Below are 14,490 nucleotides of genomic sequence, written 5' to 3' on the forward strand. Positions count from 1 at the left end.
GCCTGAGCCTGCGAAGGTTGGGAGCCGGTGGGGACCTGCGAAGGTTGGGGGTTGCTTGGGCTCACGCTGCAGCCTCATTCTTCGCTGCCATTTTCGCCGCGTATGCCGTCGCTGCCTCGCGGACCCAGCCGCCGTCGTCGTGCGCCTGGCGCCGACGCTCCAGCCGCTGAGCGTTGCACGGTCCCCGACCGGCCAGAACCTGCTTGAACTCTTCCCAGTCCAGCGGACCGTGCTCCCACGTCTTCGTGTCCTCATTGAAGCGGACCTCGGGATCGGGTAGGGAGAGTCCCAGCACTCTAACCTGCTCGGCCATCATCCCGACGAACCTCGAACGCAGCTCGTCGTTGCTGAACCGCTTGATGTTCCAGGCCATGGACTGCTTTGAATTAGGCGAATCATCATCCGGGGGCCCGAACATCATCAGGGACGGGGCATACCAGCGGTTAACGGCGTCCTGCGCCATCTGCTTCTGCGCCGGATTTCCATTGGCGAGCTCCAGTAGAATCTCAAAGCCCTGGCGCTGGTGGAAGGATTCTTCCTTGCAGACCCTGACCATTGCCCGTCCGTACGGGCCATACGATGCGCGGCAGAGCGGCACCTGATTGCAGATCGCAGCGCCGTCGACCATCCAGCCGATCGCACCCATGTCTGCCCAAGTCACCGTCGGGTAGTTGAAGATGCTCGAATACCGGGCCTTGCCGGCCACCAGCTGGCCCATCATCTCATCGCGGGAAGTGCCAAGCGTCTCCGCTGCGGAATAGAGATACAGCCCGTGGCCCGCCTCGTCCTGCACCTTGGCCATCAGGATTGCTTTGCGTTTCAGGCTCGGGGCACGGCTGATCCAGTTTGCCTCCGGCTGCATGCCGATGATTTCGGAGTGCGCGTGCTGGGAGATCTGGCGCACCAATGTCCGGCGGTAGGCATCCGGCATCCAGTCGCGGGGCTCGATCCGCGAGTCCTCCGCCATGACATGGTCGAAGTAGGCCTGTCCGGCGTCCGCGTCCAGCTGGGATTGCGGCTGCGAAGGGGTAACGGACCCGACTGCCTGTAGATTCTGCGCCATGATTGCTCCTCAAGGAATTACCGACCGTTCGTTCAGGATATCGGGACACTGTGATATGAGTCAACCACCGGTGTACCAGCAATTCCGCTTGCCCGCCCCGCGAGCTGCACTGTGCAGTATAGTCGGCTTCAAAGTCCTAAGACCACAGCGGAAGGGATCGCCGTGCTGCCAACACTTTCAATCCGTCGGACCGCCGGCGCAGACCGTGCAGGCCTGGCACCCCAAACCGTCTGCCGGAGCCGCGGGTAATGTCCCGGCCAAGCAGTGGCCGCCTGCGGGTAGCCCTTGATGCGCTGGGCTCCCTGCTGTGGCCGCTGCCTGCCATCGCGGTACTCGTCGCCCTGGCTGCAGGAATCGTGCTGCCGCTGGTGGATGTCGCCCTTACCGATGATCTGCCGTCCGATGTGACGACATATCTATTCGGCGGGGGTCCGGCGGCGGCACGTGCGGTGCTGGAAGCCATCGCCAGCTCACTGGTTACGGTAACGTCCCTGACCTTTTCGCTGACCGTCATCACACTGCAGCTGGCCAGCAGCCAATTCTCGCCACGGCTGCTGCGCAACTTCACCGCCGACCGAACGGTCCATGTCGTCCTGACGCTTTTTCTGGGCACGTTTACCTTCGCGCTGACCGTACTGCGGACCGTGCGCTCCGGCAGTGGCCAGCAGGGCGACTTCGTGCCCCAGATTTCCGTTTCCCTGGCGTTCATTCTGGAGATTGCCAGCATTATGGGACTGGTATTTTTCCTGGCTCACCTGGCCCGGGAGATCCGCGTGGACACGGTCATGGCCAATGTGCACCGCGAGACGACCGCCACCATCAGCAGGCTCTTCCCGGACCGCGTCGACGACGCCGGGAACGACAACGACGACGACGACGCGGGCGGGCACGACGGCGGCAGGGAGTCCACAGGCGACGGCGGGAGCGCAGGTGGCGGCGGGAGCGCAGGTGACCGGGGGCGCCCGCAGCCGGTGCCGGAATCGCGGACGGCCATCCTGATTGAGTCAGTGAAATCGGGCTTTTTGCTTAGTATCGATCCGGACGACCTGCAGGAAGCAGCCGAGGCGAACAACGCCGTCATCCGCATTGATCGTGAACCCGGAAGTTCCATCGTCCGGGGTACGCCGCTGGCAACGGCGTGGCCGGTGGCGTCGAATCAGCCGTTGACGGAACAGAACACCGAAGCACTCCGCAAGGCTGTTTCGAGTGCGGCCACCATTGGTTTTGAGCGCACCATTGTCCAGGACGTCAGCTTCGGTCTGCGCCAGCTGACCGATGTGGCCGCACGGGCGCTTTCCCCCGGCGTCAACGACCCGACCACCGCCGTCCATGTGCTCGGCCATCTTTCCGCCATCCTGTGCGACCTTGCCGGCCGAAAGCTGGGCCCGCACACTTGGGCGGACCACAACGGCCAGATCCGGGTCATTGTGGCCCGGCCAGGATTTGCGTCCTTACTGGACCTGGCCATCGGCCAGCCCCGCAGGTACGGCATCGCAGATCCAGTAGTGGCGTCCCGGATCTTCGACCTGCTCAAGGAGGTGGCGTGGTGCAGCTCAACACCCTCGCTTAGAGCTGACTTGGCGGATCAGCTGACCCGGGTGGAACAACAGATGCAGGAACAGACATATGTTCCTGCAGACCGGGATCACCTGCAGTCCTTGGGCGGGGGCGTGCGTGCTGCGCTGCAGGGTGTGTGGTTGGAGGAGGCGTTTACGCGCGACCAGCAGCCCCGGTGACCAGCAGCCGGTTGCCCAGCGGCCCGGTACTGGACCGGGTCGATCTGTCCGCAACGAGAACTGTCGGCCCACCTCGCTAGAGTGGCATCCATGATGAAAACAACCGCCCCTACCCCGCCCGTCGCCAAAAAGGTGCCTACCACCCGGACTCATCATGGGGACGCTTTCACCGACAACTACGAGTGGCTCCGCGAGAAGGAAGATCCAGCGGTTAGGGCTCATCTGGAAGCGGAGCAGGCGTACACCGATGAGGTCACCGCGGGCCAGGAGCCACTGCGGCAGGCCATTTTCAAAGAAATCAAGAACCGCACGCAGGAAACCGACCTCTCCGTGCCCACCCGTAAGGACGGCTGGTGGTACTACACCCGCACCGAAGAGGGCAAGGCCTACGGTGTGCACTGCCGCGTGCAGGCTGCGGACACGGGGAACAGTGTTCAGGACTGGACGCCGCCGCTGATTGAGGCGGGCCAAGCGGTGCCGGGTGAGCAGATTCTGCTGGACAGCAACGCGGAAGCGGAGGGAAAGCCCTTCTTTTCACTCGGCGGTGCCACCGTCACCAAGGACGGCAGGCTCTACGCGTACGGCCAGGACAACTCCGGGGATGAGCTGTTCACGGTGCGGGTCAAGGATCTGCATAATGACACGCTCCTTGATGACGTGATCGAGAATGTCTTCTACGGGCTGGTCTTCGCCCCCGATGGCAGCAGGCTTTTCTACATGCTCGCCGACGAATCCTGGCGCCCCTATCAGGTGAAATCCCATGTGCTGGGCACGCCCACCTCCACCGATGAAGTCCTCTATCAGGAGGATGATGTGGCCATGTGGACGGGCTTTGAGCTCTCCGCCGACCACCGCTCACTGGTCATCAGCATCGGCTGCTCGGAGTTCAGCGAGACCCGCTACCTCCAGCTGGCCGCTCCCGAAAAAGGTCTGCAGATGGTGATTCCGCGGACGGAAAAGATCCTCTATGACGCAGAGCCTTTCCTGCTGGACGGCGTGGAAAAGATCCTGCTCACGCACAATAAAGACGCGGTGAATTCGATGATTTCGCTGCTGGATACGGTGCAGCTGGGCAGCCCCGTAGCGGATCAGCGGTGGGCAACGGTGCTGGGGCACGACGACGGCGTCAAGGTTAACGGCGCGACGGTCACCGCCACGCATCTGGTCCTGTCCATCCGGTCAGACACGATCGAACGGGTGCAGGTGATTGAACTGCCCGGTCTGGGCACCGCTGGCCAGGCGGACGCGGTGGAGCCGGCCTTCGACGAGGAGCTGTACACCACCAGCATGAGCGGATCCGATTACGAAGCTCCGGTCATCCGTCTTGGCTACACCTCGTATTTGACCCCGCCACGAATGTACGATTTCGTGCTGCCGCTGACCGCGGCCGGCACCGCCGGCCGCTCCGGCGAGCTCTTGCTGCGCAAGGAATCCCCCGTGCTGGGCGGCTACAGCGCCAGCGCCTATGTCGCCGAGCGGGAATGGGCCCAGGCAACGGACGGCACGCAGGTTCCGCTATCTGTGATCCGCCGCGCGGACCTGGCCAGGGACGGCTCGCAGGCGGGCGTGGTCTACGGTTACGGTTCCTATGAAGTCAGCATGGACCCCGGGTTTTCGATTGCCCGGCTCTCGCTGCTGGACCGCGGAATTGTCTTTGTGGTTGCCCACATCCGCGGCGGCGGAGAAATGGGACGGCACTGGTATGAGCAGGGCAAAAAGACCGCGAAGAAAAACACTTTTACGGATTTCATTGCCGCGACGGACTGGCTGGCCGCTTCGGGCTGGGTTGACCGGACACGGATTGCCGCCCTGGGCGGATCCGCCGGCGGCCTGCTGATGGGAGCGGTAGCCAACCTGGCCCCGGAAAAGTATGCCGCCGTCGTCGCCCAGGTTCCTTTCGTGGATGCGCTGACCACCATTCTGGACCCGGACCTGCCGCTGTCCGCGCTGGAGTGGGAGGAATGGGGAAATCCGATTACGGACGCCGAGGTCTACCACTACATGAAGGGCTACACGCCGTACGAGAATATCCGCCCGGTTGCTTATCCGCGGATCGCCGCAGTGACCAGTTTCAACGACACACGCGTGCTCTATGTAGAACCGGCCAAATGGGTGCAGGCCCTGCGGGATGTCAGCGCCGGCAGCGAACCGATCGTGCTGAAAATTGAAATGGACGGGGGCCATGGTGGTGCGTCCGGCCGGTATGAAGGCTGGAAAGCGCGCGCCTGGGATTACGCCTTCCTTGCGGATGCGTTGGGCGCCACCGAGCTGACCGGACCCGTGCCCGCTTGACACGGAGCGCCGCAAGGGTATTACCTAATGAACATTCGGTAAGTCAGGTGAGAGGAATCACATGGTCGGCAGCAGTACCAGTCTGAGCCACCCCATGCTGGCCAACGACCACGCCTCGGCGTGGCTGGGCATCGAGGTCCTCGAGCTGGGGGACGGGCACGCAACCATCGCGATGACGCTGCGCAAGGAGATGATGAACGGCTTCGGTGTGACGCACGGCGGGATGATTTTCGCGTTCGCGGACTCCGCCTTCGCGCTGGCCTGCAATCCCGCCGACGGCGACGGCAGCACCATAACGGTGGGCTCCGGCGTCGACGTCAATTTCCTCAAGCCCAGCCGGGAAGGGCAGCGGATCACCGCCGCGGCCAAACGGCGGAGCAGCCAGGGGCGCAGCGGCATTTACGACGTGAGGATCTTCGCCGGATCGCCCGAGGACCGCGACGTAATCGCCGAGTTCCGCGGCCGGAGCCGGACGGTGCTTAATAAGGCAGCGGCGACCACAGTAGCCTCAACCACGGCGGCGGCGAAGACAGTCCCCGTCACCACCACCGCCACATCAGACCCAAGCAGCAGAGAGGTCGGTCAACGATGACAGACACCGTAGTACCGTCAGTGACCCACCACGACCCGGGAGCACTGGACCCGGCGGAAACCATGAGCCGGGATGAGCTCGAGGTGCTGCAGCTGCGCCGTCTGCAGCAGACGCTGGCATACGCCTATGAGCGGGTTCCCCTGTATAAGCGCAAGTTTGACGAGGTGGGAGTGCGCCCCGATGATCTGCGCGAGCTGTCCGACCTGGCGAATTTCCCGTACACCACCAAGGAAGACCTGCGCTCCGAGTACCCGTTCGGCATGTTCGCCGTCCCGCAAAACAAGATAGTCCGAATCCACGCCAGCTCGGGAACCACCGGCAGGCCTACCGTCGTCGGTTACACGCAGAACGATTTGGATATGTGGGCCTCCCTGGTAGCCCGCTCCATGCGCGCCTCCGGCGTGCGCCCCGGCAACAAGGTCCACATTGCCTACGGTTATGGACTCTTTACCGGCGGTTTGGGTGCCCATTACGGTGCCGAAGCCTTGGGCACCACTGTCATCCCGATGTCCGGTGGCCAGACGGAGAAGCAGGTCCAGCTCATCACCGACTTTGAGCCGGACGTGATTATGTGTACACCGACCTATCTGCTGACCATCATGGATGCGATGCGCCAGCAGGGCCTGGATCCACGCAAGTCGTCGCTGAAAACCGCCGTTTGCGGGGCGGAGCCGTGGACGGATGAGATGCGCCATGAACTCGAAACAGGCATGGACCTGGATGCCTGCGACATTTATGGTCTCTCCGAGGTGATGGGGCCCGGCGTTGCCGGCGAGTCGGTGGAAACCAAGGACGGCTGCCACATCTGGGAGGATCATTTCCGCCCGGAAATCATCGACCCGTTCGACCCCCGCCTTGGCAAAGACGCCGTGCTCAGCGACGGCCAGCACGGGGAGCTCGTTTTTACCTCGCTGACCAAGGAGGCCCTGCCGATCATCCGATACCGGACAAAGGACCTCACCCGTCTGCTGCCCGGTACTGCCCGGCCGTCAATGCGCCGGATGGGACGGATCACCGGACGTAGCGATGACATGATCATCCTGCGCGGGGTGAACATGTTCCCCTCCCAGGTCGAGGAAATTGCGCTGCGCATCCCGGCACTGAGCCCGCATTTCCAGATGGAGCTGTCCCGGCCGCAGGGGCGCCGGATGGATGAGCTGGCCATCCGGATCGAACCCCGTGAGGGGACAACGCAGCAGGAACGAACCGCGGCGGCCGTCAAGCTCCAGGAACAGATCAAGATTCACATCGGCTCCTCGGCCCGGATCATCCTGGTGGAGCCCGGCGAGTTGGAACGTTCCAACGGGAAGCTCCGCCGGATCTACGATCTGCGGCCAAAAACGTTCTAGCGATCGTGAAAGACGAAAGGATTACGACCATCGAGTCACAGCGGATCGCCGCTACCCTGCCCGCCGTGTCGCTGACCAAACGCGGCCGCCCAGGCTACGACCAACAGTCAGTGCTGCGCATCTGCGTAGAGGTTTTCAATAAGCATGGCTATGATGCGACGTCGATGGGCGTGCTGGCGGAGAACCTGGGGATCTCCAAGTCGGCGATTTATCATCACGTTCCGTCCAAAGAAGATTTGCTCCGGCTGGCGCTGGACGAAGCATTGGGCGCGTTGGAAGGAATTCTGGCTGAGCCCGGAGCCGCAGGCGGAGCGGCAGATGCCCGGCTCGAGTTCGTGCTGCGCCGCACTGTCGCAGTCCTGACAGACAAGCTGCCGTTTGTCACCCTGCTGCTGCGTCTGCGCGGCAACACGGAGATGGAACGCGACGCGCTGGGCCGTCGCCGCGAATTCGACCGGCGGGTGGCCGGCCTGATCGCCGATGCCCAGCGGGACGGCGCACTGCGCCGGGACATCGATCCGCGGACCATTACCCGGCTGCTCTTTGGCACCATCAATTCCATTGTGGAATGGTACAAACCGGGCGGTTCACTGACCACAGAACGCCTGGCCAACGACGTCATCGCCATGGTGTTCGGCGGCCTGCACCGCTGAGGCAGCTGCAGCTGCAGTGCCCGGCCGGGAAGGATGCATCGCTCAGACCTTGCCGAACACCACAACGGCGTTTTGGCCGCCGAACCCAAAAGCATTCGTCATAGCCGTCTGCACGGGAACCGTCCGGGCCGCATTGGGCACATAGTCCAGATCGCACTCGGGATCCGGCGTGCGGTAGTTGATCGTCGGAGGGATCACGCCGTCAGTCAACACCCTGGCGCAGACCAGCCCCGCCAGCGCACCGGCGGCTCCGATCAGATGACCGGTCATGGACTTTGGCGCTGACACGGCCACGGTGTCCGCAGCGGGGCCAAAAACCTGCCGGATGGCGGCCGTTTCGGTCCGGTCGTTGGCCTTCGTGGACGTGCCATGGGCACAAATATAGTCAATGTCCGCCGGCTCCAGCCCGGCGTTGCGCAACCCGCGGCGGATCGCCTCGGCCGCGTACTTCCCGCTGGGTTCCGGTGCCACCGTGTGAAAGGCATCGGAGGTCAGTGCGCCGCCCCTGACCTCCGCATAGACACGGGCTCCACGGGCGCGCGCCGTCGGGAGCCGTTCGAGCACAAAGACCACGGCTCCCTCGCCAAAGACAAACCCGTCCCGGTCCGCGTCAAAGGGACGGGACGCCTCGGCGGGGTTGTCATTGTGTGTCGAAAGGGCGCGCATGGCGCTGAGACCGCCAAACATCACCGGCGTGATCGCGGCATCGGCCCCGCCGGCAATGACATAGTCAGCGTCGCCGGCCAGCAGCGAACGCCGGGCTTCGAGCAGCGCATAGGCGCCGCTTGCGCAGGCCAGTGCGCTGGCATTGACGGGACCATGCACGCTCAGGCTAATGGCGACCTCGCAGGCCGGCATGTTCGTTAGCGATGCGGCCACGAAGTTCGCACTGATCCGGCGCAGCCCCTGTTCGGACTGGATCTTGGTGGCGTCCTCGATCTCCGTGAAGCCGGAAACCGCACAGTTTATGAATACTGCCGCTTCCAGTTCGGAAAGATCGGACGGCAGCCCGGCATCGGCGACGGCCTCGTGAGCAGCCGTCACCGCCATCTGTGAGGTCCGGGAGGAGCGTTTACGGGCTTTGAACGACATCTGCCCGGTAGGTTCGAAGTCCTTGACCTCCCCGGCTATCCGGGTAGGAAAGTCCGCAGCGTCAAAGAGGGTAATGGGCCCCACCCCGCTTCTGCCCTCGATCAACGCGTCCCACGTCTGCCCCGCCGTCTTACCGACCGGGGTAACGGCGCCCAGACCGGTGATAACTATCCTGTCCCGGTCCGGGTCCTGAGCTGATTCCCCGGCCAAGGTACCGGCCGGACTCATTTGGCGGCTCCATCGCCGGCGACCGCCGGCTCGGGAGCCCTGCCTGGCTCCGCGGCTCCGTCGCCGGGGCTGCCCCCGGCCGTAGGCGAGACCAGTAGTCCGGCGCCGTCGTCCGCGATAGCCTGCTCGGCAACTTTGAAATGCATCTTTTTTCCGGTGGCCGTCAGCGGCAGGTCCGGCACAAAACGGTACGCCCGCGGCCGCTTGAAATTGGACAGCAGCGGATGTTCAAAGCAGTGCCGGTCCAGCTCATCGACGGACACGTCGCCGTGCGTAATCACATATGCCACCACCTTCTGGCCCCAGTGCGGATCGGGAAGTCCGACGACCACGGCGTCGCTGACACCGGGGTACTCGCCGAGCACCTCCTCCACCTGAACCGGATGAATATTCTCCCCACCGGAAATGATCATGTCGTCCTTGCGGCCCACAATAGTCACAAACCCGTCCTCATCCCAGCTGGCCAGATCCCCCGGATACAGCCAACCTTGGTGGAATTTTTCTTCTTCCTTCTGAGGCAGGTTGAAGTAGGAAAAGCCGGATTTTGGTGAGCGCATAATGATCTCACCCACCTCCTGGCCGTCCCGGGCGGCGAGCTCGTCCGGGTTTGCCGCACGGTGCTCGTAAAGCCGGACGACGGCGACGTCATCATCCGTGCACGCGCGCCCTGCCGTCCCGGCGTGCGCGGGAAGGTCCTCCGGGCGCAGAAAGGTGTTCCAGAACGCCTCCGTCGTGCCATAGCCATTGAAGATGCGTGCTGTCAGGACCTGCTGATAGCGCAGAGCAGCCGTCCGGCTCAGCGGAGCTCCCATGGTGACGATCCCGCGCAACCCGGAAAGGTCCCGCGGGCTGCGGTCCTGCTCATCGGCGAGCATGCCGAGCGTGACGGGCGCGCCGATCAGGAAAGTGATCCCGTATTTCTCCACCCAGTCCAGCACTGTTGCTGCGTTGAAGGCCCGAAGCGGGACCACCGAGCCACCGACGTAAAACACCGGGTTGGGTCCGCCCGAGTAGAGACCACCGCGGTGGAACCAGGGCGTCATATTGAGCGTGCGGTCATACGGCGTCAGCGGGAAATGCATGATCACGTCGTGTGCGCTCATCACCTCTACCAGTGACGGCAGCGGCACTCCCTTGGGCATTCCGGTGGTGCCGGAGGTGTACAACCTCGTGGTCTCCTCGTAGATCGAGAAGTCCTCCGGAATATGCAGAGCCTGTTCCGGGGCGGCCGCCAGCGCGGCGGCAAAGGAGCGGGCGACGACGGTGGTCGGCGCATCGCCGCCGGTCACATCGTTGCCGGTCGGGGCGGCCCCGTCGGAACGGGCGCTGCCGCCGTCGTCCGGACCGACGGCCAGCAGCGCAGGGGACAAGCCGGAAACCTGCACCGCCTGCCGCGCGCCGGATTCCTCCGACGCGCCGAAAATGAAGACCGCAGGTTCACTGTCGCTGAGAATACGTGCCGTCTCGCCCGGCGCCAGGCGAAAGTTGATCGGCACGCCCACGGCACCCAAGCGCTGGGTGGCCAGATACAAAATGGCGAACTCGGGGCAGTTGGTCAGCTGGTAAACCACCCGGTCCCCGCGCCCCACACCGAGCTCCGCGAGCGCCGAAGCGGCCCGGGCTACATCGCCGTCGAGCTCCCGATAAGTCCAGGACCGGTCCGTTTCCGGATCCAGGATGGCCAGCTGAGCACTGTACCGGCTCACATTCCGGCGAAACCCGGCCTCGTAAGTGAAAGCATGCTCGAAGTATTCCCTGAATCGGCTGGCGTCGTAGCTCATTTGCCCCTCCACATCGGCTGAACGCGCTGCGGCCTGACGAGCAATGCCAGCAGCACCTGCACTTGTCTGTGATTGTTGCACCGGTGACGCCAACGGCACAAACATTGCGGCCCCGGCAGCGCCCGTATGAAGCCGCATGCAGGGTGTCTCCGGCATGGCCGTCTGTCAGCTCGAGCGGTGCTTGAGCGTCGTTCGTCACGCTTGCTCGTTTGTCCCTCGACTCTGCAATTTGGTCCGGACTTTTGAGAGTCCGGCAGGGGGTTCGCCGACAAAACATCGGCGTGGTGATCTGCCCGGATGCCGTCAAGGTGGCCGGTCCCACGCGCTACCACCCCTGCGGCTCGTCAGGCTCCCGGGGCTATTCCTTCGCCACCAGGGTCAGTACGTCGTACGTCGCCACAACCTCATCGTTCTGGTTGTGCAGGATCGCATCCCACCGGACCTCGCCATACGCATCCGTTTCGCGGGGGGTGATCTGCTTGGCGGTCAGTGTGACACGGAAGGAATCCCCCGCCGCCACCGGGGTGATGAACCGCAGGTTGTCCAGTCCGTAGTTCGCCAGCACGGGTCCCGGTTCGGGATCCACGAACAGGCCCGCGGCCCAGGAGAGAAGCAGGTAGCCGTGCGCCACGATGCCGGGGAAAAACGGGTTGGCGGCGGCCGCCTCGTGGTTTGTGTGGGCGTAGAAGGTGTCGCCGGTGCTGGTCGCGAAGGCGCTGACGTCCTTGAGGGACACCTGCCGGAGCCCCGAGGCGAAGGCATCGCCGATCCGCAGCTCCGCCAGTGACTTGCGGAACGGATGGCCGTCCCCGGCGCCAAATCTCCGGTCCGCTCCGGTGTGCCAGACGCCGGTGATGGCCGTGAGCATGTTGGGAGAGCCCTGCACCGCGGTGCGCTGCATGTGGTGGTGGACGGAGCGGATACCGCCTAGCTCCTCGCCGCCGCCGGCCCGGCCAGGTCCGCCGTGCACCAGGTGCGGCACCGGTGAGCCGTGCCCGGTGGAACTGCGGGCGTCCTCCCGGTTCAGCACCAGCACGCGTCCGTGATGGGCCGCGATCCCGGTGATCACCTGCTGCGCAACAGCGGGGTCGTTGGTGCAGACGGTAGCCACCAGCGAGCCGCCGCCGAGGGCCGCCAACCGCACGGCTTCACTGACATCCCCGTCCGTCGTCGGATAGCCGAGCACGGAAGCCACCGGGCCGAATGCCTCCACGGAATGCAGTTCCGGCGTCCGCGGGTTGTCCCAGTCCAGCAGTACCGGAGACATGAACGCGCCGTCCCCGGACGGGCCAACACTGCCGTCGGCGCCGGTGACCTCGGGTGCGGACAGGCTGCCGAAGGCCAGCGTGCCACCGGCGGTCTGTAGGCTCCGAACGGCGGAGCGGACTTCAGCGAGCTGGTCCAGGGATGCGAGCGGACCCATGGTGACGCCGTCGGCCCGCGGATCGCCAACGACGACACGCTCCCGGAGCGCGGAGCCGATGGCATGTACTACCTCTGTGCGCCATTCCTCCGGCACGATCACGCGCCGGATGCTGGTGCATTTCTGCCCGGTCTTGGACGTCATTTCGGTGACTACGGAGTCAACAAACGCAGCAAACTCCGGCGTTCCCGGAACCGCATCGGGTCCCAGGATGGCAGCGTTGAGCGAATCCGTTTCGGAAGTGAAGCGCACTCCTGCGGACACGACGTTGGGGTGGCTCTTGAGCATCCTGGCGGTCCCGGCCGACCCGGTGAACGCCACCAGATCGCGGTAGTCGAGTTCATCAAGGAGATTCCGCGCCGAGCCGGAGATCAATTGCAGGGAGCCCGGGGGCAAAATCTTGGAACCAACGATCAGCCGCACCATCGCCGCGGCCACATAGCCGGTGGGCGTGGCGGGTTTGACGATGCTGGGCACGCCGGCAAGGAACGCCGGCGCGAGCTTCTCGAGCATGCCCCAGACGGGAAAGTTGAACGCGTTGATCTGCACGGCCACGCCCGGGATACGCGTGTAGATGTGCTCACCGATGAACGAGCCGTCACGGGACAGCGCTTCGGCAGGCCCGTCGATGACTACCTGGGCGTTGGGCAGGTCACGCCGGCCCTTGGAACCGAAGGTGAAAAGGACGCCGATGCCGCCGTCAATGTCCACCTTGCAATCATTCACGGTGGCCCCGCTGCGGGCGGAAACCGCGTAAAGCTCGTCCCGGTGGCCGTTGAGGTACTGTGCCAGTTCCTTCAGTTTCAACGCACGTTGGTGGAAGGTCAGCCGTCCCAACTCACGCTGTCCAACTCTCCGGCCATGGGCGACGACGGCGGCCAGGTCCAGCCCGTCGGCGCTCACCGCGGCCACCGGATCACCGGTGCTCGCGTCACGGATCGCGGTACCCGGACCATCAGCACTGTCCGGTGTCCACCAAGCGTCCAGAACGTAACTGGGGACCGTTTCCACGGCGTATCCGGTGAAATCAGGGGCGGTGGTTGTCATCGTCGACAGTTCCTTTCGATATGTACTCGCGGCGGCATACACTCCCGGATCAACCTGCCTTAGGGGTGCACTCGCGATCGGTCCAAACCACTCGCGGCACCGATATACCGACCGGGCGTTCAGTAATGTGCCCAGACTACATGACAGACCCCGGCTCCGGCGGAACGGAGCCCCCGCAAAGCCGATCACGGGCCTGCGTAGGATACTGGTGTCATGACCGATCGCTATCCAGCTCTGGAGCCCTATGGCTCGGGCTTTCTGGAAGTCGGCGATGCAAACACGCTCTATTGGGAGACATCCGGAAACCCGGACGGCCTGCCGGCCGTATATCTGCACGGCGGACCGGGCGGCGGCAGCTCGGCCGGTGCGCGCCGGTACTTCGATCCGCGGGCTTACCGTATTGTCCTATTCGACCAACGTGGCTGTGGGCGCAGCCGTCCACAGGCCGGGAACCCCGATGTGGATCTCACAACCAACACGACCACCGCCCTGGTCGACGACATCGAGGCCCTGCGCAAGCACCTGGGGATCGACCGCTGGGTAGTCTACGGCGTCTCGTGGGGCGTGACCTTGGGGCTGGTCTATGCGCAGGCCCACCCGGAACGGGTCCTCGCCATGGTGCTCGGTGCCGTGACGTCCGGCAGCCGGCGGGAAACGGACTGGATCACCCGCGACATTGGCCGCGTGTTCCCCCGCGAGTGGCAGGCTTTCACCGATGCGGTGCCGGCGGTCGAGCGCAACGGCGATCTCAGCGCCGCCTATGCCAGGCTTTTGGCCGATCCGGACCCTGCAGTCCGGACGGCGGCGGCCAAGGCCTGGTGCGCTTGGGAAGATACGCACGTCTCCCTGATGCCCGGGTGGCAACCGAACCCTCGCTACGCGGACCCTTCCTTCCAAAGCGTTTTCGCCCGCTTAGTTACCCATTACTGGAGCCATGGCTGCTTTCTGATCGACGGCCAGGTGGTGGCCGGGATGCCGCTTTTGGCCGGCATTCCCGCTGTATTGATCCACGGGCGCTACGATGTCTCCGGACCGGCCGATGTCGCGTGGCGGCTGCACCGGCTATGGCCCGGCAGCCGCTTGGAGCTGCTCGATGATGCCGGCCACGGCGGCGGCTCCTTTGCCCAGCGGATCACGGCCGCGCTCGACGGCTTCCGTAGACAACAACCCAAGATAAGTGGCCGGCGGCCACCAACCAGAACCCAGCAGGAGCTGACGAATGACTGACAACGAG

10 protein-coding genes are annotated in these 14,490 nt (G+C 64.4%); 6 read left to right on the forward strand and 4 right to left on the reverse strand.

Going from position 1 to position 14,490, the window contains the following annotated elements; translation table 11 throughout:
• Nucleotides 1-61: 61 nt before the first annotated feature.
• Nucleotides 62-1,066 (reverse strand): 1,2-phenylacetyl-CoA epoxidase subunit PaaA, encoded by a 1,005-nt coding sequence (gene paaA / locus IV500_RS01480; RefSeq protein ID WP_196395200.1) that lies wholly within the window; start codon nucleotides 1,064-1,066, stop codon nucleotides 62-64.
• 245 nt (nucleotides 1,067-1,311) lie between these two features.
• Between paaA and IV500_RS01485 the strand changes: the two genes are divergently transcribed.
• From IV500_RS01485 to IV500_RS01505, 5 genes are all read left to right on the forward strand, one after another.
• The gene (locus tag IV500_RS01485; protein ID WP_196395060.1) at nucleotides 1,312-2,799 is read left to right on the forward strand and encodes a DUF2254 domain-containing protein; all 1,488 of its coding nucleotides are present in this window, start codon (nucleotides 1,312-1,314) and stop codon (nucleotides 2,797-2,799) included.
• Nucleotides 2,800-2,889: 90 nt separating this feature from the next.
• Nucleotides 2,890-5,091 carry a S9 family peptidase gene (locus IV500_RS01490; protein ID WP_196395061.1) on the forward strand — a complete coding sequence of 734 codons (2,202 nt, stop codon included), beginning with the start codon at nucleotides 2,890-2,892 and terminating at the stop codon, nucleotides 5,089-5,091.
• A gap of 61 nt (nucleotides 5,092-5,152) precedes the next feature.
• Nucleotides 5,153-5,683: a hydroxyphenylacetyl-CoA thioesterase PaaI gene (gene paaI / locus IV500_RS01495; RefSeq protein ID WP_196395062.1), complete on the forward strand. Its 531-nt coding sequence runs from the start codon at nucleotides 5,153-5,155 to the stop codon at nucleotides 5,681-5,683.
• The gene (gene paaK, locus IV500_RS01500; RefSeq protein ID WP_196395063.1) at nucleotides 5,680-7,032 is read left to right on the forward strand and encodes a phenylacetate--CoA ligase PaaK; all 1,353 of its coding nucleotides are present in this window, start codon (nucleotides 5,680-5,682) and stop codon (nucleotides 7,030-7,032) included. Before paaI ends, paaK begins: the two co-directional genes overlap by 4 nt.
• A gap of 56 nt (nucleotides 7,033-7,088) precedes the next feature.
• Nucleotides 7,089-7,685: a TetR/AcrR family transcriptional regulator gene (locus IV500_RS01505; protein WP_196395201.1), complete on the forward strand. Its 597-nt coding sequence runs from the start codon at nucleotides 7,089-7,091 to the stop codon at nucleotides 7,683-7,685.
• 42 nt (nucleotides 7,686-7,727) lie between these two features.
• Here the strand turns inward: IV500_RS01505 and fabF are convergent, their stop codons facing one another.
• From fabF to paaZ, 3 genes are all read right to left on the reverse strand, one after another.
• Nucleotides 7,728-9,005, reverse strand: coding sequence for a beta-ketoacyl-ACP synthase II (fabF, locus tag IV500_RS01510; RefSeq protein WP_196395064.1), 1,278 nt, complete (start codon nucleotides 9,003-9,005; stop codon nucleotides 7,728-7,730).
• Nucleotides 9,002-10,924, reverse strand: coding sequence for a class I adenylate-forming enzyme family protein (locus tag IV500_RS01515; RefSeq protein ID WP_230854330.1), 1,923 nt, complete (start codon nucleotides 10,922-10,924; stop codon nucleotides 9,002-9,004). The genes fabF and IV500_RS01515 overlap by 4 nt, the downstream gene beginning before the upstream one ends.
• A gap of 220 nt (nucleotides 10,925-11,144) precedes the next feature.
• Nucleotides 11,145-13,256: a phenylacetic acid degradation bifunctional protein PaaZ gene (gene paaZ / locus IV500_RS01520; RefSeq protein WP_196395066.1), complete on the reverse strand. Its 2,112-nt coding sequence runs from the start codon at nucleotides 13,254-13,256 to the stop codon at nucleotides 11,145-11,147.
• A 213-nt stretch (nucleotides 13,257-13,469) separates the two neighbouring features.
• Here paaZ and pip point away from each other — a divergent pair, with 213 nt between their 5' ends.
• Nucleotides 13,470-14,483 (forward strand): prolyl aminopeptidase, encoded by a 1,014-nt coding sequence (gene pip / locus IV500_RS01525; protein WP_196395067.1) that lies wholly within the window; start codon nucleotides 13,470-13,472, stop codon nucleotides 14,481-14,483.
• Nucleotides 14,484-14,490 lie beyond the last annotated feature (7 nt).

The sequence above is a fragment of the Arthrobacter terrae genome, from assembly GCF_015708085.1.
GTDB classification, from domain to species: domain Bacteria; phylum Actinomycetota; class Actinomycetes; order Actinomycetales; family Micrococcaceae; genus Arthrobacter_M; species Arthrobacter_M terrae.

What these genes read in the sequence shown, in the direction of transcription:
- IV500_RS01485 (WP_196395060.1), top strand. Translation starts at nt 1,312, where the DNA reads ATGTCCCGGCCAAGCAGTGGCCGCCTGCGGGTAGCCCTTGATGCGCTG.
- IV500_RS01490 (WP_196395061.1), top strand. Translation starts at nt 2,890, where the DNA reads ATGATGAAAACAACCGCCCCTACCCCGCCCGTCGCCAAAAAGGTGCCT.
- paaI (WP_196395062.1), top strand. Translation starts at nt 5,153, where the DNA reads ATGGTCGGCAGCAGTACCAGTCTGAGCCACCCCATGCTGGCCAACGAC.
- paaK (WP_196395063.1), top strand. Translation starts at nt 5,680, where the DNA reads ATGACAGACACCGTAGTACCGTCAGTGACCCACCACGACCCGGGAGCA.
- fabF (WP_196395064.1), bottom strand. Translation starts at nt 9,005, where the DNA reads ATGAGTCCGGCCGGTACCTTGGCCGGGGAATCAGCTCAGGACCCGGAC.
- IV500_RS01515 (WP_230854330.1), bottom strand. Translation starts at nt 10,924, where the DNA reads ATGCGGCTTCATACGGGCGCTGCCGGGGCCGCAATGTTTGTGCCGTTG.
- paaZ (WP_196395066.1), bottom strand. Translation starts at nt 13,256, where the DNA reads ATGACAACCACCGCCCCTGATTTCACCGGATACGCCGTGGAAACGGTC.
- pip (WP_196395067.1), top strand. Translation starts at nt 13,470, where the DNA reads ATGACCGATCGCTATCCAGCTCTGGAGCCCTATGGCTCGGGCTTTCTG.